This window comes from Microcoleus sp. bin38.metabat.b11b12b14.051 (assembly GCF_013299165.1).
Taxonomy (GTDB): domain Bacteria; phylum Cyanobacteriota; class Cyanobacteriia; order Cyanobacteriales; family Microcoleaceae; genus Microcoleus.
This window is the reverse complement of record NZ_JAAFKD010000012.1, coordinates 152,261-176,412: the sequence shown is the minus strand read 5'-3', so window position 1 is coordinate 176,412 and position 24,152 is coordinate 152,261. Positions and strand designations below refer to the sequence as shown.

The following is a 24,152-nucleotide window of genomic DNA, read 5'->3' as shown; positions in this document are numbered from 1 at the left end:
AGAAAACTTTCTCCTTCAAGATCCGTGAAGTATTTGCTCGATCGCTTAGTCCAATTTGTCTGGACAGACCGACCAATTCGCCAGCGGGGAACAGTCATCGTTGCTATTCCCGTGATATTTTTATTTGCTTCGCTGATTGCCATTGCATCGCTGCGCAATAGTGCCATACAAGTAAGAAGACAAATAGATGCTAATAAGGCAATACTTCACCAAACTAACCGTTTGTTAACCACGGTGGTAGATGCCGAAACGGGTATTCGCGGTTACGGGTTGACGAAGCGTCGCGATTTTTTAGAACCATACTTAGAATCACAGAAAAGCTTGCCTCCGCTGCTGGCTAAACTCGAAGTGGCGGTGCGAGAAAATCAACACCAAGTTCCTGGATTTGAACAAATTAAAAAAAGTACCGAAGACCAAATAAAATTTTTACAAAATAGTTTGAAGAAGCTGGACAATTCGGCAACCCAAGTGCGATCGCCAGAAACAACTCAGCTTTTCGTTGAAGGCAAATTGAAGATGGATCGGCTGCGCGATAAAATTGATGCGTTTGCCGGTGGAGGCGAAGCCTATCAGAAAGCATTAGAAAGACGAATACGGCTGTTGATTGATTTAACTAATTTCGTGCAATTTGCGGGTGTGATTTGCGGCTTTTTGGGTGCAGTGGCTTCCTGGTATTTATTTAATAGTTTAGAGCAGGAATTGAGTAAGCGCCAAGGAGGATTGGAAGAAAGTAAAACTCGCATTCAAGCTGTGGTAGACAATGCGGCTGACGGGATTATTACTTTGGACGAAGCGGGAAAAATTGAGTCTTTTAATGCGGCAGCAGAACGGATTTTTGGTCATAAAGCCGATCGCATAATTGGCTCGAACTTACGCCGGCTGATAGCTCAACCGCACCCGGACAGCAGCACGGGGGATTATTCGATCGAATATTTTGCATTAAATCCGGATGCTAAGCTGAAGACTTACCAGCAAGAAACTGTCGGAGTCCACAGCGACGGCACCAAGTTTCCCATGGAGTTGGCGCTGAGCGAAATGCGTCTGGCAAATCAATGCTTATTTATTGCGATTTGCCGCGATGCGACTGGACGGAAACAAGCTGAGGAAACTCTCCGCAAGCAAGCGCAAATGCTGGATTTGGCAAACGATACGATCGCGGTACTCGACTTGAACGGGGTGATTTCTTATTGGAATTTGGGGGCGAAGTGGCTCTACGGGTGGCGGAAGTCGCAAGCAATCGGAAAAAATATTCACGAGCTTTTGCGAACAGAATGGACGCAGCCTTTGGAGGAAATTCAAAAAATGTTTGTCGAGCAGGGCTATTGGCAAGGGGAACTGGTACGCACCAAGGAAGACGGCACAAAAATCACGGTGGCGAGTCGGTGGACTTTGCAGCGCGACGAGCAAGATCGACCCCAGGCTATTTTGGAAATTAGCAACGATATTAGCGATCGCAAGCGCTCAGAAATTGCGTTAGCCGAAAGCGCGCAGCGGTTTCGCGATACTTTTGAACAAGCCGCAGTCGGCATGGCTCAAGCGAGTATGGATGGCAAGTTGCTGTTAGTCAATCAAAAACTTTGCGAAATTGTGGGCTACAGCCGCCAAGAATTGATGGCTAAAAAATTTCAGGAGATTACTTTTGGCGAAGATTTAGGACAAGAATTGGAACTTTTGCACCAATTGCTAGCAGGAGAAATTGATAATTACTGTATAGAAAAGCGCTATGTCTGCAAAGATGGAGAGTTAGTGTGGGTTAACTTGACAGTTTCGGTGCTGCGAGAACAAAATGGCAGTCAATTTCTGATGGGCGTGATCGAAGATATCAGCAAACGCCAAGAAGCTGAGGAATCGCTCAGGTTGCGTGCACAAGAATTGACTTGGACAGCGAAATCGCTGGCTCAAAGCATGAATGTTGTCAGAAAGCGCAATCAAGAATTAGACCAGTTTGCTTATGTGGTTTCTCACGATTTGAAAGCGCCGCTGCGGGCGATCGCCAATCTCAGCAGTTGGATAGAAGAAGACCTCAGCGAATCGATGACAGAGGATACTCTGCACCAAATGAACCTGCTGCGCGGCAGAGTTCACCGCATGGAAGCTTTGATTGAGGGACTGCTGCAATATTCCCGCGTCGGACGCATTCAAGTAGCTTCAGAAACCGTAAAAGTTGAGAAGTTATTAGCAGAAATTATTGATTCGTTGGCGCCGCCGTCGGGATTTGAGGTAAAAGTTGAACCGGGAATGCCAACTTTTGTGACCGAAAGATTGCCGTTGCAGCAGGTTTTTGCAAATTTAATTAGCAACGGCATCAAACACAATAGAAGTGCCTCGGGTTACGTCAACATATCGGTTAAAGAGTTAGATGATTTTTACGAGTTTTCTGTTGCCGATGATGGGCCTGGCATTGCTGCTCAATATCATGATAAAGTTTTTGTGATTTTTCAGACTTTGGAAGCTCGTGATAAAGTTGAAAATACTGGCATTGGTTTGTCGCTGGTGAAGAAGATTGTCGAAGGCCAAGGCGGCACGATTTCTCTGGAATCGGCCGAAGGTGAGGGAGCAACTTTTCGGTTTACTTGGCCGAAGCAATCTATTAGCAAAGAGGGAAAGTAAGGGAAAGGGCAGAGCAAATTCCGGTGACATCGGAATTATACCGGAGTGCGACGTGCAGTGCGATCGCTCGATCGCACTGCACGTCGCAAGACCCCCATAGCGACTGTTTAAACGGCATCGCAGCGGATTTCAATGATAAATCCATCGGGATCGTAAAAGTAAATGCCGCGTCCTGTCGCGCGCGTGACGGGGCCGCTGTCGATCGCAATTTGATTTGACTTTAGCACTTCGATCGCGCGATCGAACAAATCCGGGTCGATATCAAAAGCCAAGTGGTTAGCGCGAGTAAAAGCCTGCTGGGGGTCTGGGTTTGGCGGTTCCAAGTCCGGCTGCCAAAATAAGTCAATCACAGTACCGTCGTCTGGAGTGATAAAATTAGCGACTTGACCGGCGGCTACCATTTCGGTTAAAGTTGCCGGAATTTCCGCACCTGTGAGTTCGTGCAAACCGAGAATTGTACCGTAGAAGTGGCGGGAAGCATTCATGTCGCGCACGTTTAAAGCGATATGGTGAACGCGGCGCAAATTCCCCGGCGCGAGGACAATCTTAAGGGTGCTTTCGGTAGTTTGCATAATTATCAATTGCGAATGTTAAAATTGGATGCTGTGAGATTAATCCAGAGTTTGATCGTTCGGAATGCGAGTCCTCCTAGAAATCTGAGGACTGAAGTCCGAACGATCGAACCAATTTTATTTATTGTTATTTTTCTTTAGGGAACGATGCCATTCCTACAAATAGCATTGCCAGCCCGCCTCCGAGAATCGCAAATGCCAGTAAACCTACAGCTAAATCTAATCCCGATGTATTTTCCATTAAATTAAACCATTCTCCAATTAAATCAAATCTTCGCCATTTGTTAATTGTTGATTGCTTCTCAATAATGGGGAAGAGAAGAAAAAAACAAGCTAACTAATCAAACGTAGGGTGCGTCAGGGGGAAATTTGTTAGTCTTAATGCAAAATATTCAGCCCTGACGCACCCTACTATAACTAAACATCGATCCGTTATCTCGGTTAAAGAATCTGTTACCGAACTGCTTATTTTGCCAATTCTCGGTCAATCGCAGCAAGCAATTCGGGCGAGTCGGGGCCGACACTGCTGCGGAATCTGGCAACCACTTCACCTTGTTTGCTAACTAGGAATTTCTCAAAATTCCACGAAACCTCACCCTTGGGTTCGACGGCATTCGTCAGCTTAGCGTACAGCGGGTGCTGCTGGCTGCCTTTGGCGCTTACTTTGTCAAATAATTCAAAGCTGACGCCGTATTTGGTTGTGCAGAAATTGACGATTTCTGCGTTACTTCCGGGTTCTTGGCCTCCGAAGTCGTTGCAGGGAAATCCTAACACGCTGAGTCCCGCAGCGCCGTACTTCTGGCTCAATTGTTCGAGTCCTTTGTATTGAGGTGTGTAGCCGCATTTGGAAGCTACGTTAACTATTAAGAGTACCTTGCCTGCGTACTCTCCTAGCTGCTTGTCTGCGCCTGCGATCGTTTTTACATTAATGTCGGAGATAGTGCTGGGCATTTTCAAATACTTGTAAATCTGAGCATCACAATTTTACCGCAATGCGGTACATTTTTGTCGAGATGCCGATCGCTCAAAATTTCCAGGTGTTCGAGCGTGCGGAATCCGAGTCCTCATCAAAATGTGAGGACTCGGATTCCTGAAGGCAAACTAATTTGATTTAACTATCCCCGTGGTGTTCGGTCATCCATTTTTGGTAAGTTTCTTCGAGTTGCTTGTTCTCTAGAACGATTTCTATGCGGACTTTGACGCAACCGTGGCGGGGTTGAGAGGCGATCGAGTTTAAGATTTTGCTCGCTTTCTGCACCGACGTAAATTCAGCCTTAACTGTCGGTTCCTGGCGATCGCTTTTAATCTCCTTCAAATCTATACCAGTGATGTTTCCCTCGCCCAAATCTATTTCGGCTAGCACCTTCGGATCGTCGCCGACTTGCTCGACAATCAGCTTTTCCCACTGGATCGGCACTTGCACCATCCGAGTTTCAATTTCTTTGCGGACAATGACTTCCCCGACTTTGCGCTTGCTGCGATTGATCACCAGTCGTTCTTCTAGCAAGCGAATTACTTCTCTATCGACCACATCAAAGCCATCTTCATGCTCAGTTATGTGCAAGTTGTCATTTTGGCGATCGGCATCTGTTTGATTTAACATAAGTGTTGAGGGATTTGTGGAGTGGCTGTTGCTAAATTCACTCAGCACTTCTGAGGAATTTTCTAAAGAGTGAGGCTCGGCATTTGCTGAAACTCCCGGCAGCAGGTCTACTTGCTCAGGGGTAATACTTAGAAACAGCGATTTTTGGTGGTAATCGACTTTTTTTAGCAGCTTAATACTTACTAAAAAAATTCGGGGTTTTTCTCTACCTAGCCCCGCTACCACAAAATTTAGCTGACCGTTATCATCAAAATAGACATCTTTTATTTTGCCTGCCAAGTGACCTTGGTTATCTTTGACTGTAAAACTTTTTAGCTTAGTCCTGACTTTTTCCGGCACCCGGTTAAGACGAGTAGCTGATTTAGCCGTTGCAATGGTTTCGGCTGATGCTTGACCGTTCATTTTTTAAATTTTCCTAGTTAGGGCTTTTTATTATGAATTGGTAAGGGCGGGTAAAGTGCATAAACTTTGCCAAAAACTGACAAGTTTTTTACTCCACCCGCTAGGTTCTACCATTTTCGATTGAGAGTCAGATCGTGTCCTGTCGATTACCATCACAAAAACGGTTTGTAGTGCGGACTTCAGTCCGCAAAGCGTTTTGCGGACTGAAGTCCGCACTACAAACTAATTTTATTGCGGTCAATCTATGGGACACAAGATCAGCTACTGCATGAGAGTTAAGAGTTCGCATACAGTAGCACTCTTTTGCAAAACTGATATCGCCTAGGAATTGCGCGATACCACAATTCAAACCTGTGCAGTGACAGCGTTATGTGATTAGTTCGCAATCCCTAGGGCAGACCTACTACGGTTGGTTTAGATAGTTTTGTTATCTACAACCGGAGTGCCGTCAGTCTTAACGTCTAATTCTTCGCGGCGCAAGGTTTCTTCGGCGTCAACCGTGCTGCGGACAACTTCTTTTTTGATTTTGACTTCTTCGCGCACGTAGGCTTCTTTGTGAATGTCTGCGGTTTCTTCGTAGACTTCCATGCGTGCAACTTCTCCTGATTGGAAGTCAGCCTCGCCGACTGAAACTACTCTGCCTGCTTCTGCGGAGGTTACTCGCTCGATTACCACTCGTTCTTTTTCAATGGGTACGGATGCTCGTGCTGTTTCAGTTTCCACGCGCTTACCAACTGTTACTTCGCCGGTTTTGGCGCGCTGTTTGTTGGCAACCAAGCGTTCTTCATAAAGCTTGAGATTTTGGTGGTTCTGTTCGTTGGTTTCGTACAGGGGGCGATCCATATCGTAGTTGTAGTTGCTGCGATCGTAGCTAGCGGGAACTGCTGGGGTGGCTGCTGCTGGGGTGGCTGCTGCTGGTGTGGCTTGATTGCGGTAGACGCCTCTTACCTGTTCTTCGCCATCATAATCTAGTGGTTCTAATTCGTTGTAAGCCGGCAGTTGTTCTGCTTGAGCTTTGCTGCGAAGGCCTGTTGCATGGACGCGGCGGGCGCCATAGTCGAAGCGGGCAGAGCCGATCGGCAGCAATACTTTTTTGCCAAAAATCCAGATGCCGGTATCAATTACCAGGTAGCGAAAGCGACCTGTTTCATCAACCAAAGCGTCATAAACGGTGCCTACTTTTTCGTCAGAGTCGCCGGCATAAACATCAAATCCTTTGATATCCTCTCCTGCAAAAATCTCTTCTTTATAGTTAGGCTCAAAATCTGCAATTCTTTGAAGTGCCATATGTTTTTTACTCATTTATGTTGTTAAATTAATAGTAGGAAATAAATGGTTTAGTTCCCTCTCCCTAAAGTCGGAAGTGTACAATGTAGGGGGTTTAATACTATAGGAATACAACACGGTGTTGCAATAGCGCACTCAGCTATTGTACGTTGAGAAGACACGGCCCTTGAAACCGCTTGCTTACAAAAATTCACGCGATCGAGCCAGAGTGTGAAGACGGGTCAAAATTACCTTACTTTCTTGAGTCCGCTTGGAGCCGAGGAAAGTTTGACTCGGTTAGCGGTTGCAACCGCCGTGGGCGATCGAGGTACCAAAATCAAAGCCCCTCCTGCAAACAGGAGAGGGCTGTGTTAAAAAAAGCTAGAAATTACATCGCACTTAATTTAGTTGAGCTCTGATGGTTTCTATCCTTTTGCGGTTAACTCCTAAATCCGACTCTCCCAGACGCGAAGCCGATCGCACGTGGATGACTTTTGCTGCATCATCTACCAAAAATTCCACATCATCCACAAAACCCATCAAAGCACTGGTGAACTCTGCATACAGGTAATTATCAGTGGCGGTGACAATTTTAGTTTTGCCAAAGGAGTCGATCGCCCCTTTGAGCTTCGCCATAGCCTCAGCAGGGGACGAAGTGTAAGCCAAAGGCTCGATTTGGTGTTCGGCATCTTGACTGAAGCTGCTGACGCAGTTGGGCGAAGCAGGACACGCTGCGAGTTTTCCTGATACGATGCCGATATTGGCAGGTTTTTTTCCAGCAAACACTGTTTTTTCTCCGGGAATTAGGATAAAAGTTGCGATCGCCAGTAGCGCTACCGCTACCAGTGACATTAAAATAACAAGGACTTTTTTGAATGCTGTCGCTGATTTTGTTTTTTCAACTGTTTGCAAAAGATGAACCCTCCCGAGAGTGCAATTTTGATTCAATTTTAATCTTAATTGAAATTGATTCAAAAAAATAAATATATTTATAGCAGTTTTCACAAAGATGAAATATACCACATTCTGCGATCGGGTTAAGATCGCTACCGAGAGTTTTTACTCCCAGAAACATCAAAAAACCTAGAGGCACGAGTAATTACCCATTACCCATTACCAATTACTTTTTTCCCAATGAGCTGACATAACTCATGTTTCAGAGCAAGGCTATAGTTTGTTCTTCAATCAACCAGTAAGTCAGCATTGTTCCCTTACCTTTAACCGGAATCTGACCCCGTTCTTCAAAAACGAACTGCTCTTTCAAGCGCTCGTAAGTCGGCGCAGTCACTTGAATTTTACCAGGCAATCCGTTCGACTCCATTCTTGAAGCAACATTCACAGTATCGCCCCACAAATCATAGCTAAATTTGCTAATTCCAATAATTCCCGCCACCACCGAGCCGCTGTGAATCCCGAGCCGCAATTCAAAACTTTCGCCAATTTTGATATTAAACCGTCTGATAGCTGCCTGCATTTCCAAAGCTAAAAGGGCGATCGCCTCCGCATGATCCGCCCGCGGCGTCGGCAAACCTCCAACCACCATGTAAGCATCCCCAATCGTCTTAATCTTTTCCAACCCGTGCAACTCAGACAACCGATCGAACTCCGAGAAAATCCCGTTCAAAATTTCCACCAACTGCGTCGGACTTTTGTGAGTCGAAAACTCTGTAAAACCCACCAAATCGGCAAACAATACCGTCACCTCATCAAAATGCTCCGCTATCAACTTTTGCTCTTTTTGCAAGCGCTCGGCAATAGGTTTTGGTAAAATATTCAGCAGCAATTTCTCTGTTTGCTCTTGCTGCAATTTCAGCGCCGCCTCAGCTTGTTTCCGCTGAATCAGCGAACCGAGCTGCGTAGCAACCGCACTCACCAATTCCAACAAGCGCGGCTGACATTCCAGAACTTTCTCGCGATAAAAAATCAAAATAGCTAACACTTGGCTTTCTGCCAAAATTGGCACCCCAAAAGCAGCTTTCAATCCCACATTCACTGCAATTTCCGATCGCAAAAAAACTTCTTCCGGTGCGTGAGAAACATCCTCGATCCATTCAGAATGCTGCGATTGCCAAATTCTCCCCGGGAGTCCCACACCCGGGGAGAAAGTTAACTGCCAGCTTGTCTTCCGGAATTGGGCAAAACTCGAGTCGCTGACGTACCTGCCTGTAGCGCATCTTAAAACGCCCTCACTGTTGGGAATCCAAGCTTCGCCCAAATTCCATTCTATAGTTTGGCAAATCAAACCTAAAATCACATCTATAGCCGACTCAAAATTTTCAGATTTGCTAATAGCTTGAGTTGCCTCTAGCAGCAACCTCGTTTCCATTTCTACCTGTCGGCGTTCAGTGATTTCCTGCTGCAACAGAACATTTTGATCGGTCAATTTTTGATTTTTTTGTTGCAACTGCATTTGCAACAAACGCACAGTCAGTTGATTGCTGACTCGCGCCAACACTTCTTTTACCTGAAAAGGTTTTGTGATATAATCTGCTCCGCCCACTTCAAAAGCTTTTGCCTTATCTATTCCTTCTTCTAGCGCGCTAATAAAAATAATTGGTATGTCCATAAACTGCGGTTGCGACTTCAATTTTTTACATAGTTCGTAACCATCAAAATCCGGCATCATAATATCAAGCAAAATCAAATCTGGTGCGCTAGATTGAATTGCATCTATGGCAGAAAAACCATTAGTTACAGGTCGAACTTTATAGCTATTTTTTTGCAAAATTCTAATCAATAAACGCAGATTGTCCGGCGTATCGTCAACTACTAAAATATCTGCTTGATAGCTGTCAATTTGTTCCTCATCCATCTCCACGATCTGATTCCTCCCCCTCGGCAATTAAATTAAGAATTTTTTGGTAATCAAAATTATCCAGATGACCCTGAAGGATTGCGGCCAATTCAGGATAAGCATCCCTTATTTCCTCGATTTTCCTCGCAATTAAGTCAAAATCAGCACTGCGGATTGCCTGCTTCATGTTATCCATCCATTCTGCGGGAAGTTTGGGTAAATAAGCAAGCGCAGCATTAAATTGAACGTCCGATCGATTGTGGCGATCGCCCGAATCGATCGACTCGGTTGAGTCAGAGTAGAGATACTGCACCCCCAAATGTTTGTGGAGGATATCAAATATATCTGTTTTGCGGAAAGGTTTGGTAATAAAATCGTCGCAGCCCACCAATAAAGCCAGCGATCGCCTCCCTTCAACCGTACTAGCTGTCAAAGCAACAATCTTCGGAATCAGGGGTTTGAGAGCGGAAACGTTGATTTCCTCGCTTGTTGCTTGGTTCTCCTCTCTGTGCTGGATTCTGTTCCTAATTTCCAGCGTGGCCTCGCAGCCATCCATCAGCGGCATTTGCAAATCCATCAAGATTAAGTGCGGCTCCCAGTTTTCCCAGATTTCTAGCGCTGCGATGCCGTCGCTGGCCTCTTGCACTGCAAAACCCAGAGGAGAAAGCATTTTGACTAAAAGTTGGCGGTTGTCTTCGCGATCGTCCACAACTAAAATCCGGTAGCGTGGCACATCCGGCGCCAGTCCAATCACCTCGCGGCTAATCTCCGGGGCCCGAATCGAAGCGGCATCAACTACATTAACTTGAATCTCAAATCTAAAAATCGTACCGCGTTCGACTTGGCTTTCTACAGTAATATTGCCGCCCATCAGGCGTACAAATTGGCTGCAAATCGTCAAGCCTAAGCCAGTTCCTTTTTGAGCTTTTTGACCGGATTCTGTCTGCACGAATGCTTGAAAAACTTTGCTCAATTCTTCGGCAGAAATACCGCTGCCTGTATCTTCTACTTCAAATTGCAGGCATAATAAATCAGCAGATTCTAAATTATTCTCGATTATTTTTTTAGAGTTAAATAAAAAATCAATTGTCGAACCATCTAAATTTGTGGGATTTTCAGTGTTCGTGACAATTTCCAGTTCTGAATCATTTCCTGTGGTTTCTTCTCGATCCCTTCCCTCTATGACATCCGATACATCGCCTGCTGCCGAACCGCCTAGCGCCTGCCGCCGCACTCTTACTGAAACCCCGCCGATTTTGGTGAATTTTATGGCATTACTGAGGAGATTGATGAGGACTTGGCGCAGTTTCACCACATCAGTTCGCAGGTACTGGGGAACATCTGTATTGCGCTCGAAAACTAACTGCAAACCTTGATTTTTCGCTCGCAGTCGAAACATATCTTCCACTTCGTGCAGCAAGTCGTAGAGGTCAAAGTTGCTCGGAAAAACCATCATCCGCCCTGCTTCGATTTTTGCCAAGTCTAAAGCTTGATTGATTAACGTCAGCAAGTGTTCGCCGCTGCGGTAAATAATTCTGATATTTTCTCGGTCTTCTGCTGTGAGATTCGGGCTGGGTGCGAGAATTTGAGTGAAGCCGAGTATCGCATTCAGGGGAGTCCGCAACTCGTGGCTCATGTTGGCCAGAAACGTGCTTTTCGCTCTGTTGGCTGTATCAGCAGCTAATGCAGCCTGTTGCAGTTGTTGCGTGCGATCGACAATTTCAGCTTCTAAGGTGCGCTGGTAATTGGCTAGGACTCTTTCTGCTTCTTTGCGCTCGCTGATGTCTTGAATAGCTGCGATCGCATAAACAACATTTCCGTCAGTGTCAAAAATTGGCGTAGCAGTTACCTCTAAAGTAATTATCAAACCGTATTGAGTGATTTCAAAGTCATCAACTTTGACAGATTCTCCTCGCAGCGCCCGTAAAATCGGAAAATTTTCCGGAAAATACAGCCGATCGCTCTCGCTGTTATAATATTGATCCATTCCCGGCCAGGTTTCCGCAGCCCTGGCGAGGACAGTTTGTGCATCAAGCAATTGCTCTGCTGCGTGATTCAAATACGCGATCGAGCCATCGGGATTGTAAACAGATACCCCCACGGGCAAACCTCCCAAAAATTGATTCAAGCGGCTTTCACTCGCCGATAATCCCTCATTTGCTAGCTTCAACTCTGCGTTTACTAGCTCTAACTCCGCATTGACTCTCGTTAACTCCTCGTTAGCTTCTTTTCGCTTGGCCCTTTCAATTGTTAACTTTTGGTCTTGCAAGTAACTGTGAACTGCTTCGACTACTGTTAATTGCAAATCTTCATCCTGCCAAGGTTTCTGGATGTATCTGTACAATTTAGCATACTTGATACTATTGCTCAAAGCTTGTAAATCGGCTTGTCCACTCAGCATTATCGTCAGCGTATCCGGCAATTTTTCGTGAATCTTTCTGAGCAGTTCGTCTCCTTTAATATCCGGCATAATATAATCGGAAACTACTAAAGCTATTTCATGCTCGTCTGCCCGCAAATCTGCCAGCAATTCTAAAGCATCTTCTCCACCTTCTGCCGTTTCAATAATACACTCATCGCCGATCGCCTTTTTGAGTTCAATCTTTAAACTGTTCAAAACATCAGGCTCATCATCTATACAAATAATCACAGGTTTTTTCATGAATTTTTTAGCCATATTTTTTTGAATCTTATTGACTATTCACTGTTCCAGAAGGGAAAAAAAAGTAATTAAAATCCGCTTTGTTTGCCATTGTCACTGGCGCAGTACCCAGCTCAGTCAGTTGCTTTGAGATTTACTCCACAGATAATTTTTATTATTTAAATTTTGTGATTTTTTTTGCCTGAATCTTTCATTTACATGAAAACCGCATAAAAATGAATATTAAAGGAAATAATTTAAATACTTTGGGTTAATAAATGCAATTATAGTTAAGTGTATTTTTGATTTTTTCACCACTTTATTATAGGAATTATATCTGTTATTGACGGGCACATTTTATGAATACCAGATTTTTAGATCAGCCTTCAACTGTACTATTTGATTTCTCTGATTCCATAATTAAGTTGATAATTTTTTGGTAATCAAAATTATCGAGATGACTTTGAAGGATGGCGGCAAATTCAGGATAAGCATCCCTGATTTCGTCGATTGTCGTGCCAATTAAGTCAAAATCAGCACTGCGGATTGCCTGCTTCATGTTGTCAGTCCATTCTGCGGGAAGTTTGGGTGAACAAGCAAGCACAGCACTAGAAGGATTAGATAGGTTCTGGCGATCGCCCGTTGAGTCAGAGCCTGTTGAGTCAGAATAAATATAACTCACCCCCAAATGTTTGGTCAGCGTATCAAATATATCCGTTTTGCGGAAAGGTTTTCTGATAAAGTCATCACAACCCACCAACAAAGAAAAAGAGCGCTTGTCTTCATGGGTACTAGCTGTTAAGGCAATAATCTTCGGGCACAGGAATTCAGGATTGGGAATATCCATCTCGCGATCGCCTTCTTGCTCTTCCATTCTCTGCTGTATCCTGGATCTAATTTCGATCGTCGCTTCGTAGCCGTCCATCACCGGCATTCGCAAATCCATGAAAATCAAGTGCGGCTGCCAATTTTCCCAGATTTCTACCGCCACAGCGCCGTTTCTAGCCTCTTCCACTGCGAAACCCAAGGCAGAAAGCATTTTGACTAACAGTTTGCGGTTGTCTGCGCGATCGTCCACAATTAAAATTCGATAGCATGGCACATCGGGTTCCACTCCCATCACCTCACGGATGATTTTTGGAGTGGAAATTTTAGCGGAATCAACTGCATCAACTGCGATATCAAATCTAAAAGTCGTACCAATTTCTAGCTGACTTTCTACAGTGATATAGCCTCCCATTAACCGGACAAATTCGCGGCTGATAGTCAAGCCCAAACCAGTACCTTGCTGAGTTTTTTGACCGGATTCTGTTTGCACAAATGCTTGAAAAAGATTGCCCAATTCTTCTTGGGCAATACCAACTCCAGTATCTGCTATTTCAAACTCCAATAACAGGGAACTAGAGATATTTGAATTATCCGTTATCGCCAATTTTTCAATCTCAGACTGAGTGCTGATTCGGGGATTTTCTGGATTGTTGCTTGCTCCAAAATCTGAATATATGGAACTTGACAAGGGATTGATAATTTCCCCTTCCTCGCTTATTTTGGTTGTATTCGCGATCGCATCCGCTGCTGGAGTACCTTCTAGTTTGCGCCGCACTCTTACTGAAACCCCGCCGATTTGAGTGAATTTCATCGCATTACTGAGAAGATTGATGAGCACTTGCCGCAGTTTCACCTCATCGGTTCGCAGGTACTGCGGAAGGTCAGCCCCGCGCTGAAAAATCAACTGCAAATCTTGATTTCTCGCTCGCAGTTCAAACATTTCTTGCAATTCGTCAAGCAAGCGGTAAAGGTCAAAGTTACTCGGCAAAAGTGTCATCCGCCCCGCTTCGATTTTTGCCAAGTCTAAAGCTTGATTGATTAAAGTCAACAAGTGTTCGCCGCTGCGGTAAATAATTCTGAGATTTTCTCGGTCTTCTGCTGTGAGATTCGGGCTGGGTTCGACAATTTGAGTAAAGCCGAGTATCGCATTCAGGGGAGTCCGCAACTCGTGGCTCATGTTGGCCAAAAACGTACTTTTTGCTCTGTTTGCTGCTTCGGCGGCGAAAGCGGCTTTTTGCAGTTGTTCTGTGCGTTCGACAATTTCACCTTCTAAAGTGCGCTGGTAATTTGCCAAGAAGTTTTCTAATTCTTTGCGCTGGCTGATATCTTGAATGACTGCGATCGCAAAAACAATATTTCCCTGATTGTCGAAAATTGGTCTGGCACTTATTTCTAGAGTGATTGTCAGACCGTATTGAATGACTTCTACTTCACTAACTTTGACAAATTCCCCTCGCAGCGCCCGCAAAATCGGAAAATTTTCAGGGAAATACAGGCGATCGTTTTCAGCCTCATAAAATTGAGAACTTGCGACTTGTTCCAGACTGTTGCCTAGCATAGCGTCTGCTAGCTCAGTACCTGCATCCAACAACAGGTGCGCTGCATGATTGATATAGGCGATCGAGCCGTCGGAATTGTAAACAGATACCCCCACAGGCAAAGCTGCTAAAAATTGATTCAACCTGCTTTCAGTCGCCGACAATGCCTCGTTTACTATCTGTAACTGCTTGTTTGCTTCTCGTCCCTTAATAACTTCATCAGCCAACTTTTGCTCTTGCAAATAACTGTGAACTGCTTCGACTACTGTTAACTTCAAATCTTCTTTTTGCCAAGGCTTCTGGATGTATCTGTATAATTTTGCATACTTGATGCTATTGCTCAAAGCTTGTAAATCGGCTTGTCCCGTCAGCATGATCGTCAGGGTATTAGGCGAGCGCTCGTGAATTATTTGCAGCAGTTCGTCTCCTTTGATATCCGGCATGATATAATCGGAAACTACTAAAGCTATTTCATGCTCGTCTGCCCGCAAATCTGCCAGCAATTCTAAAGCATCTTCTCCACCATCTGCCGTTTCAATAATACATTGATCGCCCATCGCCTTTTTGAGTTCTATTTTTAAACTATTCAAAACGTCAGGCTCATCATCTATACAAACAATCACAGGTTTTTTCATGAATTTCTTAGCCATATTTTTTTGAGTTTTCTTCGCTATTCACTGTTTCATAAGGGAAAAAAAGTAATTAAAATTTGCTTGATCTGCCAGTATTACTGGCGCATTACCCGGCCCAGTCAGTTACTTTGAGATTTGTTCCAAAGATAAATTTGATAAATTGAAATTCATGAGAGCTTTTGCATGAAGCTTTCATTTAGATAAAAACAGCAGATGAACGAATAGTAACACAGATAATTTAAATATTTTATGTGAATGAACGCAATTCAAGTTGACAGTATTTTTTATAGTCCCACCACTTGATTATAGGGATTATATCTGTTTTTACGGTCATAAGTCATTAAAAGCACAGTTTTAGATCAGTCTTCACCTGCACCAGCAGATTTCTCAACCTCCGCAATTAAATTGATAATTTTATGGTAATCAAAATTATCGAGATGACCCTGGAGGAGTGTGGCAAATTCATGACGGTCATCTCTTATTTGCTCGATTGTCCTAGCAATTAAGTCAAAATCAGCGCTACGGATTACCTGCCTCATGTTTTCTATCCATTCTGCGGGCAGTGCGGGCAAATAAGCAAGCGGAGCATTAGAGGACTCGTCAGGTTGATGGTGGCGATCGCCCGCTGACATCAATTCCGTTGAGTTAGAGTAGAGATACTTCGCCCCCAAATGTTTGTGGAGGGCATCAAATATATCAGTTTTGCGGAAAGGTTTGCTAATAAAATCGTCACAGCCGATCGATAAAGCAAAGGATCGCTTCCCTTCAATCGTACTAGCTGTCAAAGCAACAATTTTCGGAATCAAAGAGCCGTTTTCTTGCGGCTCTTGCTCTCGCTGCTGGATTCTGTTCCTAATTTCTTTAGTAGCTTCGTAGCCGTCCATCAGTGGCATTCGCACATCCATCAAAATTAAATGCGGCTGCCAACTTTCCCACATTTCTACTGCTTCGCAGCCGTTGCTAGCCTCTTGCACTCCCAAACCCAAGGGGGAAAGCATTTTAACTAAAAGTTGGCGGTTGTCTTCGCGATCGTCCACAATTAAAATCCGGTAGCAAGGTTGATTTGGTACCAAGCCAGTAACTTCGCGGTTAATTTCTGGGGTGGGAATATCAGCAACATCAACCGCGCCGACGGGAATCTCAAATTTAAAAGTAGTGCCGCGTTCGAGTTGACTTTCGACGACAATTTCTCCTCCCATCAGCCGGACAAATTGACGGGTTATCGTCAATCCCAAACCAGTACCTTTATGATTCTTTTGACCAGAAGCTGTTTGTACAAATGCCTTAAAAACATTGTCTAACTCTTGCGGATCAATACCAACTCCCGTATCTGATATTTCAAATTGCAGGAAACTCACTCGCTCCAAATCTAAATTATCAGGCTCATCTCTCAATACAGCATTTGCTAAATGAGTTCGATCGAGCGCAAAGTCTTTAATACTTTCTTTGCTATCGATGGAAGCTGTAGGATGCGCCAATAGCTCGACAATTTCCGAATCGTCTAACCTGGTAATTTTTAATATTATCGACCCTGTTTGTGTGAATTTAACCGCATTACTGAGTAGATTTATCAGCACTTGCCGCAGTTTAACATCATCGGTACGCACGTACTGCGGAATGTCATTCTCCATGTGAAAAAGCAACTGCAATTCGTGTTTTTCTGTCCGCAGTAAAAACATATTTTCTAAATCATCCAGCAAGCGATACAAATCGAAGTTTTTCGGGTCTAGTATCATCCGCCCCGCTTCGATTTTTGATAAATCTAAAACTTCATTAATCAGGCTCAACAAATGTTCGCCGCTGCGGCGAATAATACTCAGATTTTCTCGGTTTTCGACAGTAAGATTAGGACTGGGTTCCATGATTTGGGCAAACCCGAGTATGGAATTGAGAGGGGTACGCAATTCGTGGCTCATATTGGCCAAAAACGTGCTTTTAGCTTTGTTTGCTGCTTCAGCAGCTAAGGCGGATTTTTGCAGTTGTTCTGTGCGTTCGTCAATTTGGGCTTCTAAGGTGTGGTGGTAATCGGCTAATATTTTTTCGGCTTGTTTGCGATCGCTAATATCTTGAAAAACTGCGATCGCGTAAGCAATATTGCCGCTAACGTCAAAAATCGGCGTGGTATTGAGCTCGATCGCAATTATTTTGCCATCTTGACGGATTTCTATATCGTCAACCTTGACAAACTCTCCTTTGAGCGCGCGCAAAATTGGCAGATTGTCCGGCGGGTAAAGCTCATCAGTATTGGCAACATAAAGTTGATAAGTTGCCGCTAATTGTTCCGCTGTGATTTGCGAGAGAGTCTCTGCACCGAGCAATTCCCCGGCTGTGTCGTTGAAATAGGCGATCGAGCCGTCGGGATTGTAAACGCATACCCCCACTGGCAAAGCTGCTAAAAATTGCTTCAGGCGGCCTTCACTGGCAAACAGCGCCTCATTTACTACCTTTAACTCCTGGTTTACTTCTTCCCGCTTCAGGATTTCATCTGTTAACTTTTGGTCTTGCAAGTAACTGTGAATTGCTTCTACTACCGTTAATTTTAAGTCTTCATTTTGCCAAGGCTTAGGGATATAACGGTAGAGTTTAGCATACTTAATAGCATTCCCCAGGGCTTCCAAATCAGCTTGCCCCGTCAGCATAATCGTCAGCGTATCCGGCGAAAATTCATGAATTTTTTTCAGTAATTCATCCCCTTTAATATCCGGCATGATATAATCAGAAAGCACCAAGGCAATCTCGTATTCATCAGCCTGCAAATCAGCCAACAACTCTAAAGCATCTTCCCCACCTTCTGCCGTTTCAATAATACACCGATCGCCGATCGCCTTTTTTAGTTCAATCTTTAAACTGTTCAAAACGTCAGGTTCGTCGTCAATACAAACAATTACAGGTTTTTTCATAAAAACTTTGCGACTCCTGATTTGATGGTTTCTATTAAATCTTTGCTCTGCCAAGGCTTGTGCAAACAGCAGTATAAATTAGCTTCTTTAAATGCCCGCTGCACCGCCGCTTCATCAGCTTGTCCCGTCAGCATTACCTTGACAATTTGAGGATATTTTTTATTAACTCTAATTAAAAGTTCGTCACCTTTAATACCCGGCATCAGCCAATCAGAAACAACCACAATTACCTGACTTTCGGATTGAAAATCCTCAAGTAAGTCTAAAGCTTCATCACCACTTTCTGCTAACTCGTAAAAGTAATTATCTTTAAATTCATTTTTAAGCTGCGTTTTGAGAGTATTCAAGATATCTGGTTCGTCGTCAACGCAAAGGATTACAGGCTTACTCATCTTTTCCTCTGTGATTTCATTTAACTGTTTTTACAGACACGACTTGCTTCTACAGGAGGGATGGGGGTCGAGGATGCAAAATAATATCACAATATCTGTCCCCTATCTTATTTTAATAGGACTTCCCCACAGAAACCGGGTCGATGCCATAAACTTGATATTTGTCAGCGAGACAGCCACTTACGTTAGGGGGAATCAGCCCCTGTGGGCGTAACCTGTTGCAGCATTTCAATTATATGTCAAGCAACCATCGAGCCATGAGTTCGATTCGAGTGCGAATCCGCCCCCAGCATCCAATTTAAAATGGTAACAATTTAATACCATTTGAGCTTTCAGGCCTTAGATTGGGGATGAGCAATCAGTCGCGGGTGGGAGCTGGCTGCAAGCTGCATGATTTTTTGCAAATAATGTAAATTTGTTTAATAGATTGGTAACGAGACTGTAAAGGTTGTATTTCCCGGTACAGACTCTACGGCAACTTTGCCTTCATGTTTTTCAACAATTTTTCTCACAATATCCAATCCCAAACCGCTACCTTCCCCCGCAGATTTAGTGGTAAAAAATGGCTGAAAAATTTTGGGAATAACCTCTGGGGGAATGCCTGTGCCGTTATCAGTAAATTTCAGGACAATATTTCCCTCTTGCTGCTGAGTTTCAATCGTCAAAATACCTTTATAATCCATTGCTTGCAGGGCATTGTGAATGAGATTCGTCCAAACTTGATTTAAGTCATCGGGATAGCAGACAATTTTCGGTAAATCGCCATAATTTTTCACTACTTCTATACCGTGTTTCAGTTGATTTTGATAGAGGGTTAACACCGTTTCAATCCCTTCTTGCAAGTTCGCCTGAACTTTTTGCTCCTTGCTATCAAAATGAGCGTAACTTTTCAAGGCAAATACTACTTTTCCAGACTTAGCTGTGGCTCTTTGGATCAGGCTAATACTTCTTTTAAAGCTAGAAAATTGGTAGGCAGTATTTAAAATTAATTCCCAATCAGGTAATTTAAAAAGTGGCAGAAACGGTTCTATATTATCGTAAATTTCCATATCAACTAAAGTATCCGCAATTTCCTCGGCATCTTCCACAGCTCCTGCTATTAAAACCCCGATCAACTGCTGCTTAAATTTCCGCTTTTCTTTGCTTGTAAATAAAGTTTGTTGATGGGTAGCTCTGTACAGTAGACTTAAAAAGTAAGATTGGCTTTCTCCAGAAAGTTGTTGAAAAAATTGAGGCATTTTTGCTAAATTGTCGTCCCAAAAAATAGCAATATTATCAATAGAGGAACCTATAATGCCTAGCGGGGTATTGATTTCGTGAGCAATCCCGGCAATCAGTTGTCCCAGTGCTGCCATTTTTTCCGATTGAATCAAATGATCTTGGGCGGCTTTCAGTTGTTGAATGGCAGTTGCTAAATCTTGATTTTTTTCTTGCAAACTTTGTTGCAGCGAACAAATTTTTAAATGAGTTTCGATCCTGGCCAAAACCTCTTCAACCTGAAACGGTTTGGTGATAAAGTCTACTCCTCCAACTCCAAAAGCTTTAACTTTATCCATCACGTCGTTAATCGCACTGATAAAAATCACCGGAATATCTTTTGTTGCTTCATAATCTTTGAGCTGCTGACAAACTTGATAACCGTCCATCTCCGGCATCATAATATCCAGCAACACAAGATCCGGAGGCATTTTTTGAGCAGCAGACAGTGCTAGCTTGCCGTTGGGAACCGGGCGAACTTGATAGCCTTTTTCGCTCAAGATTCCTGCCAGCAGCCGCAGGTTTTCTGGCGTATCGTCCACTACTAAAATATTAGCTCTATTGGTTTTCGGTAAAGTTGAAGTCATTGGATGTTTGCTTGCTATGGCTGAGCTCTATTATATTCAAAATTCTGTCGTATTCAAAATTATTAATGCAATCTTGAAGCGTGTCAGCAAGAGAGGAGTTGACAGTGCCGATTTGTGCGATCGAAGTGGCGATCGCCTCCATATCCACAGTCAAAAGATTTTGCTTGAATTGAGCCATCCACTCGGGAGAAAGAGAGGCGATCGCCTCCGGTGTCAGCACCTCCTGACTTGACTCCCCCATACCTGCCACACTGACATCTGTGGGATCTTCATAAATATAGCTTACTCCTAAATGTTTTCCCATGGCCGCAAAGATATCCTCTTCCCGGAACGGTTTTCGCATAAAATCATCGCAACCCGCCGAAAGAATCACCGCCCGTTCTTCTTCTAAAACGCTAGCAGTCAAAGCCACAATCGCCGTTGCTTGCCCGCCAGTTGTAGTTTTAATCTGTTTCGTGGCCTCGTACCCGTCCATCACGGGCATTCTCATGTCCATCCAAATCAGATGCGGTTCCCACTCGCTAAAAATATCCACCGCTTCTTTACCGTTATTCGCTTCTCTCAACTGAAATCCCAGCGGACTCAGAAGTTTGACTAACAGTTGGCGGTTTAGGGGCTTGTCATCCACAATTAACAAGCGGTAGTCAGGCTGATTCGGTGCGAGGGCAACTACTCGACGTTGAGCTTTTTTGCTTTCAATATCAGCAGTCTCAACCAGATGAACTTGAATGTCAAACTGAAATGTTGAACCCTTGCCCACCTCGCTGCTGATACTAATTTCACCTCCCATTAATTGCACGAACTGGCGGCTGATAGCTAAACCTAAACCCGTTCCCTCCTGAGAATCTTTACCGCTTTTTGTCTGCACGAATGCTTCAAAAAGGTGAGGTATTTCCTCGGCAGAAATCCCTACACCAGTATCATGAACTTCAAAATGTAGCCAGTAGCGACCTGGCAATTGATTGGCGGTATTTTTATGTATAATTCGCCTGCCTACTTTCACTTGCACCGACACTCCACCCTGAGAAGTAAACTTAATTGAATTATTTAGGAAATTAATTAAAACTTGGCGCAGTTTTACTTCATCCGTGCAAATATAATGGGGAACTTCTGCATCCCTGTCGAAGATTAATTGCAAGCCTTTTTGTTCAGCTTTGAGAGCAAACATATCTTCTAAATCGTCAAGCAATCGATAAAAGTCAAAGCTTTTTTCGTTAATGGTAGTGCGTCCAGCTTCGATTTTAGACAAATCTAAAACTTGATTGATCAAAGCCAGCAAATGTTCGCCGCTCCGCAGAATAATTCCGACATCCTCTTGATTTTCGGGAGAAAGATTTTTACTGCGGATCATGACTTGAGCAAAGCCGATGACTGCGTTCAGGGGCGATCGCAATTCGTGGCTCATGTTGGCGAGAAAGGTACTCTTAGCTTTGTTGGCTGCTTCGGCCGCTTCTTTGGCCTGCTGCATTTTAATTTCCGCTTGTTTGCTATCAGTAATATCTTTAATAAAACCTTCGTAGTAAAGCAGATTTTCTGCGTCATCGCAGACAGCGCGACAATTTTCGGAAATCCAGATAATGCTACCATCTTTGCGGTAAATTTCCGATTCAAAGTTAGACAGAATTCCGTCCTGGTGGATCAGCGCTACAAATTCGCTGTGGCGCTCGGGATTCACGTAAAGTTGATTTGTGAAATTCGGCTGTGCTGCGATTAATTCTGCGGGCGATTCGTAACCGTATAGTTCAGCTAAAGCCGGGTTCGCGCTGATGTATTTCCCGTCAGCAGCGGTCTGAAAAATGCCATTCAAAGCATTTTCATAAATGTTGCGGTACTTTTCTTCTGCTTCGCGGAGGGCGACTGCTGCTTTTTGGCGATCGGTAATATCGCTGGAAATCGACAGAAAACAAGCTTCTCCGTCAATATCGATGGTTTCGATTGACAGCAGTGCCGTTCTTTCTGTACCATTTTTATTGCGAAATCTCAGCTCGTAATTGTGAATAGCTGTCTTGTTTTTCAACATTTGAATCATGCGATCGCGCTCTCCCAAACTTGCCCAAAAATTTAGCTCTACCGCTGTTTTACCAATAATTTCTTCATGACTGTAGCCCATCATCCGGCAAAAACTATCATTGACTTCTATGTGGCGACCGTCACTGATTCTCGTAATTGTAATCGCATTCGGACTAGAACGAAAAGCCTTAGAAAACTTTTCTTTTGCTTTCGCAAGATCGGCGGTACGTTCTGCAACTTGCGCTGCTAAATTTTGGTTGTATTCCCTTAACAGTTTCTCGGTTTCTTGGCGTTGCGTAATATCTTGAAAAGCGCACATTCCGTAGATAATATTTCCTTGGGCGTCGTAAATAGGAGTTCCCCAGACTTGCAGGGGAACAGTTTTGTTACTCGCATAAATTTCCATATCATCAATAGTGACACTTTTCCCTTGAAAAGCATTTAAAACAGGGTCGCGTTCCGCCGGGTAAATTTCCTGACTTCCAGCTAAATAAACTCCGTAAATTTTACGCAAATTTTCGGCGTCGGCTGCCACAATTCCTTGACCTAAAAGTTGCTCTCCTGTAGGATTAATGTAGTGAGGTTGACCATTTGGCTCGGCAATAAAAATGCCTAGCGGTACTGCATTGAGAAATTGTTTGACTCGGTTTTCGTTTTCCGATAGCGAAGTAAAGGAATGCTGTAACTGCTCGGCCATGCTGTTAAAAGCAGCGGCAAGTTCTCCGAGTTCATCTTCACGATTCAGAGTCAGCTTTGTGTCCCATTCATTATTTGCCAAAGCTTTCGCCGCCGCATTCAATCTTAAAATCGGCCGCACGATCCATTTAGCAGTAAGAATCCCCAGAATTGTCGCCCCGATCAAAGCGGCCACCGACAGCAAAAAAGTTGTACGCGTATTGGCGTTAATTTGATCCATAAAGTCGGACTCGGGTACAACTACCACAATCAGCCAATCTAACCCGCGGTCGTCTTGAAAAGGAGCTACCTCAATAAAATTTTTGTGACCGTCAATATCAAAAGTAAGCTGTTGAGAAATCTTGATTTTAGCTAAGCTCTCGTAGGATTTCTCTAAATGCTGTGCGGCTTGACGAATTACCGGATTATCGCTGGCTGAAGCTTTAATACGTCTTGTTTCTTGACCTTCGACTATGAATTCTGGACTCGCCGTGGAAGTGGCAATTAACATTCCCGATCGCTCCATGACAAAAGTTTGTCCCGATTTGCCAATTTTGAGACTTACCAGAAATTCTTTCATTTTGGAAAATAGCAAATCGCTGCCAGCTACTCCTAACAGCTTACCAGCGTCGTTGTAGATTGGCAAAGCCGCAGTAATTGCCAGTTCTCTCGTCAAAAAATCTGTATATATTGGAGTCCAAACTGGTTTTTTTGCTATTAATGCTCTTACGTACCAAGGGCGAATTCTCGGGTCGTAAATCTTCGGGGATATTTGTACTAAATTAATGCGGTTTCCTTGAGAGTCAGCAGTATATCGAGCTAACTTGTTGCCACTAGATGCGTCGGCAGCAGATATCAGAACCCGATCGTCTTTAGTGTGGATGGCTCCCGAGTGTTCTCCATTTTCTTGGGCGATGTAAATAATGCTGATTGAATCAAAATATTGAATTTGTTCGATGAAATGATGTTCTAATTTTTGTTTTTCTTCTAGGTTCAATTGCCCCTGGTTTACGCCTTGAACGTTCAGATGATTAACAATGTGAGGAATTGATATATAATTTTCTATTCTGTCTTTGATGCGAGCTGTAATTTCTTCGCGCAACTGGGCCGCAACATCGTTGACCGCCCGCTGACCGTTTTGGAACGACAGCCAACCTACAACTCCTACCGTGCCGACAATTTGCACTAAAAAAGGAACTACGAGGACTGTTTGTAATGGAGCTTTGCCGATAATTTTGGTAGCAAACCGATTGAGAAGTTTAGGAAACATATTTATCCTATAGGGATTTTCAAGTGAGTCGCGTACAGATTGATAATTGGTAATTGGTGATTGGTAATTTGGAATTTAAAATTGATAATTGATACTTGGTAATTAGCAAGACAACTGACGAGTATGTTGTGCAAGTTTAAAAACGCCATCAGAGTAACAGCAGCGGGCAAGGTAA

13 protein-coding genes are annotated in these 24,152 nt (G+C 43.8%); 1 reads left to right on the top strand and 12 read right to left on the bottom strand.

Going from position 1 to position 24,152, the window contains the following annotated elements; genetic code table 11:
• The first annotated feature begins 24 nt into the window (after positions 1-24).
• Positions 25-2,610, top strand: coding sequence for a PAS domain S-box protein (locus QZW47_RS14990; RefSeq protein ID WP_293128237.1), 2,586 nt, complete (start codon positions 25-27; stop codon positions 2,608-2,610).
• A gap of 107 nt (positions 2,611-2,717) precedes the next feature.
• On the opposite strand, the gene QZW47_RS14985 is transcribed toward QZW47_RS14990, so the two are convergent.
• The 12 genes from QZW47_RS14985 to QZW47_RS14930 form a co-directional block, all read right to left on the bottom strand.
• Positions 2,718-3,182 (bottom strand): VOC family protein, encoded by a 465-nt coding sequence (locus QZW47_RS14985; protein ID WP_293128236.1) that lies wholly within the window; start codon positions 3,180-3,182, stop codon positions 2,718-2,720.
• Between the two features lie 465 nt (positions 3,183-3,647).
• Positions 3,648-4,133 carry a glutathione peroxidase gene (locus QZW47_RS14980; RefSeq protein ID WP_293128235.1) on the bottom strand — a complete coding sequence of 162 codons (486 nt, stop codon included), beginning with the start codon at positions 4,131-4,133 and terminating at the stop codon, positions 3,648-3,650.
• Positions 4,134-4,293: 160 nt separating this feature from the next.
• Positions 4,294-5,187, bottom strand: coding sequence for a PRC-barrel domain-containing protein (locus QZW47_RS14975; RefSeq protein ID WP_293128234.1), 894 nt, complete (start codon positions 5,185-5,187; stop codon positions 4,294-4,296).
• Positions 5,188-5,601: 414 nt separating this feature from the next.
• A complete protein-coding gene (locus QZW47_RS14970; protein ID WP_293128261.1) occupies positions 5,602-6,474 on the bottom strand; it encodes a DUF2382 domain-containing protein in 873 nt (290 codons plus the stop codon).
• A gap of 378 nt (positions 6,475-6,852) precedes the next feature.
• Positions 6,853-7,305, bottom strand: coding sequence for a DUF1499 domain-containing protein (locus QZW47_RS14965; RefSeq protein WP_293128233.1), 453 nt, complete (start codon positions 7,303-7,305; stop codon positions 6,853-6,855).
• A 304-nt stretch (positions 7,306-7,609) separates the two neighbouring features.
• Entirely contained in the window at positions 7,610-9,271 is a 1,662-nt protein-coding gene (locus QZW47_RS14960; protein ID WP_293128232.1) for an adenylate/guanylate cyclase domain-containing protein, read from the bottom strand.
• Positions 9,258-11,924, bottom strand: coding sequence for a response regulator (locus QZW47_RS14955; RefSeq protein WP_366930882.1), 2,667 nt, complete (start codon positions 11,922-11,924; stop codon positions 9,258-9,260). Before QZW47_RS14955 ends, QZW47_RS14960 begins: the two co-directional genes overlap by 14 nt.
• A gap of 343 nt (positions 11,925-12,267) precedes the next feature.
• Positions 12,268-14,904, bottom strand: coding sequence for a response regulator (locus QZW47_RS14950; RefSeq protein WP_293128231.1), 2,637 nt, complete (start codon positions 14,902-14,904; stop codon positions 12,268-12,270).
• Positions 14,905-15,245: 341 nt separating this feature from the next.
• Positions 15,246-17,786 (bottom strand): response regulator, encoded by a 2,541-nt coding sequence (locus tag QZW47_RS14945; protein ID WP_293128230.1) that lies wholly within the window; start codon positions 17,784-17,786, stop codon positions 15,246-15,248.
• The gene (locus tag QZW47_RS14940) at positions 17,783-18,178 is read right to left on the bottom strand and encodes a response regulator (protein WP_293128229.1); all 396 of its coding nucleotides are present in this window, start codon (positions 18,176-18,178) and stop codon (positions 17,783-17,785) included. The genes QZW47_RS14945 and QZW47_RS14940 overlap by 4 nt, the downstream gene beginning before the upstream one ends.
• Before the next feature lie 419 nt (positions 18,179-18,597).
• Positions 18,598-20,022 (bottom strand): response regulator, encoded by a 1,425-nt coding sequence (locus tag QZW47_RS14935; RefSeq protein WP_293128228.1) that lies wholly within the window; start codon positions 20,020-20,022, stop codon positions 18,598-18,600.
• The gene (locus QZW47_RS14930; RefSeq protein ID WP_293128227.1) at positions 19,994-23,977 is read right to left on the bottom strand and encodes a PAS domain S-box protein; all 3,984 of its coding nucleotides are present in this window, start codon (positions 23,975-23,977) and stop codon (positions 19,994-19,996) included. The genes QZW47_RS14935 and QZW47_RS14930 overlap by 29 nt, the downstream gene beginning before the upstream one ends.
• Positions 23,978-24,152: the final 175 nt, after the last annotated feature.

Coding starts and splice junctions, on each gene's coding strand:
- QZW47_RS14985 (WP_293128236.1), bottom strand. CDS start 3,182: ATGCAAACTACCGAAAGCACCCTTAAGATTGTCCTCGCGCCGGGGAAT.
- QZW47_RS14980 (WP_293128235.1), bottom strand. CDS start 4,133: ATGCCCAGCACTATCTCCGACATTAATGTAAAAACGATCGCAGGCGCA.
- QZW47_RS14975 (WP_293128234.1), bottom strand. CDS start 5,187: ATGAACGGTCAAGCATCAGCCGAAACCATTGCAACGGCTAAATCAGCT.
- QZW47_RS14970 (WP_293128261.1), bottom strand. CDS start 6,474: ATGGCACTTCAAAGAATTGCAGATTTTGAGCCTAACTATAAAGAAGAG.
- QZW47_RS14965 (WP_293128233.1), bottom strand. CDS start 7,305: ATGTCACTGGTAGCGGTAGCGCTACTGGCGATCGCAACTTTTATCCTA.
- QZW47_RS14955 (WP_366930882.1), bottom strand. CDS start 11,924: ATGGCTAAAAAATTCATGAAAAAACCTGTGATTATTTGTATAGATGAT.
- QZW47_RS14950 (WP_293128231.1), bottom strand. CDS start 14,904: ATGGCTAAGAAATTCATGAAAAAACCTGTGATTGTTTGTATAGATGAT.
- QZW47_RS14945 (WP_293128230.1), bottom strand. CDS start 17,786: ATGAAAAAACCTGTAATTGTTTGTATTGACGACGAACCTGACGTTTTG.
- QZW47_RS14940 (WP_293128229.1), bottom strand. CDS start 18,178: ATGAGTAAGCCTGTAATCCTTTGCGTTGACGACGAACCAGATATCTTG.
- QZW47_RS14935 (WP_293128228.1), bottom strand. CDS start 20,022: ATGACTTCAACTTTACCGAAAACCAATAGAGCTAATATTTTAGTAGTG.
- QZW47_RS14930 (WP_293128227.1), bottom strand. CDS start 23,977: ATGTTTCCTAAACTTCTCAATCGGTTTGCTACCAAAATTATCGGCAAA.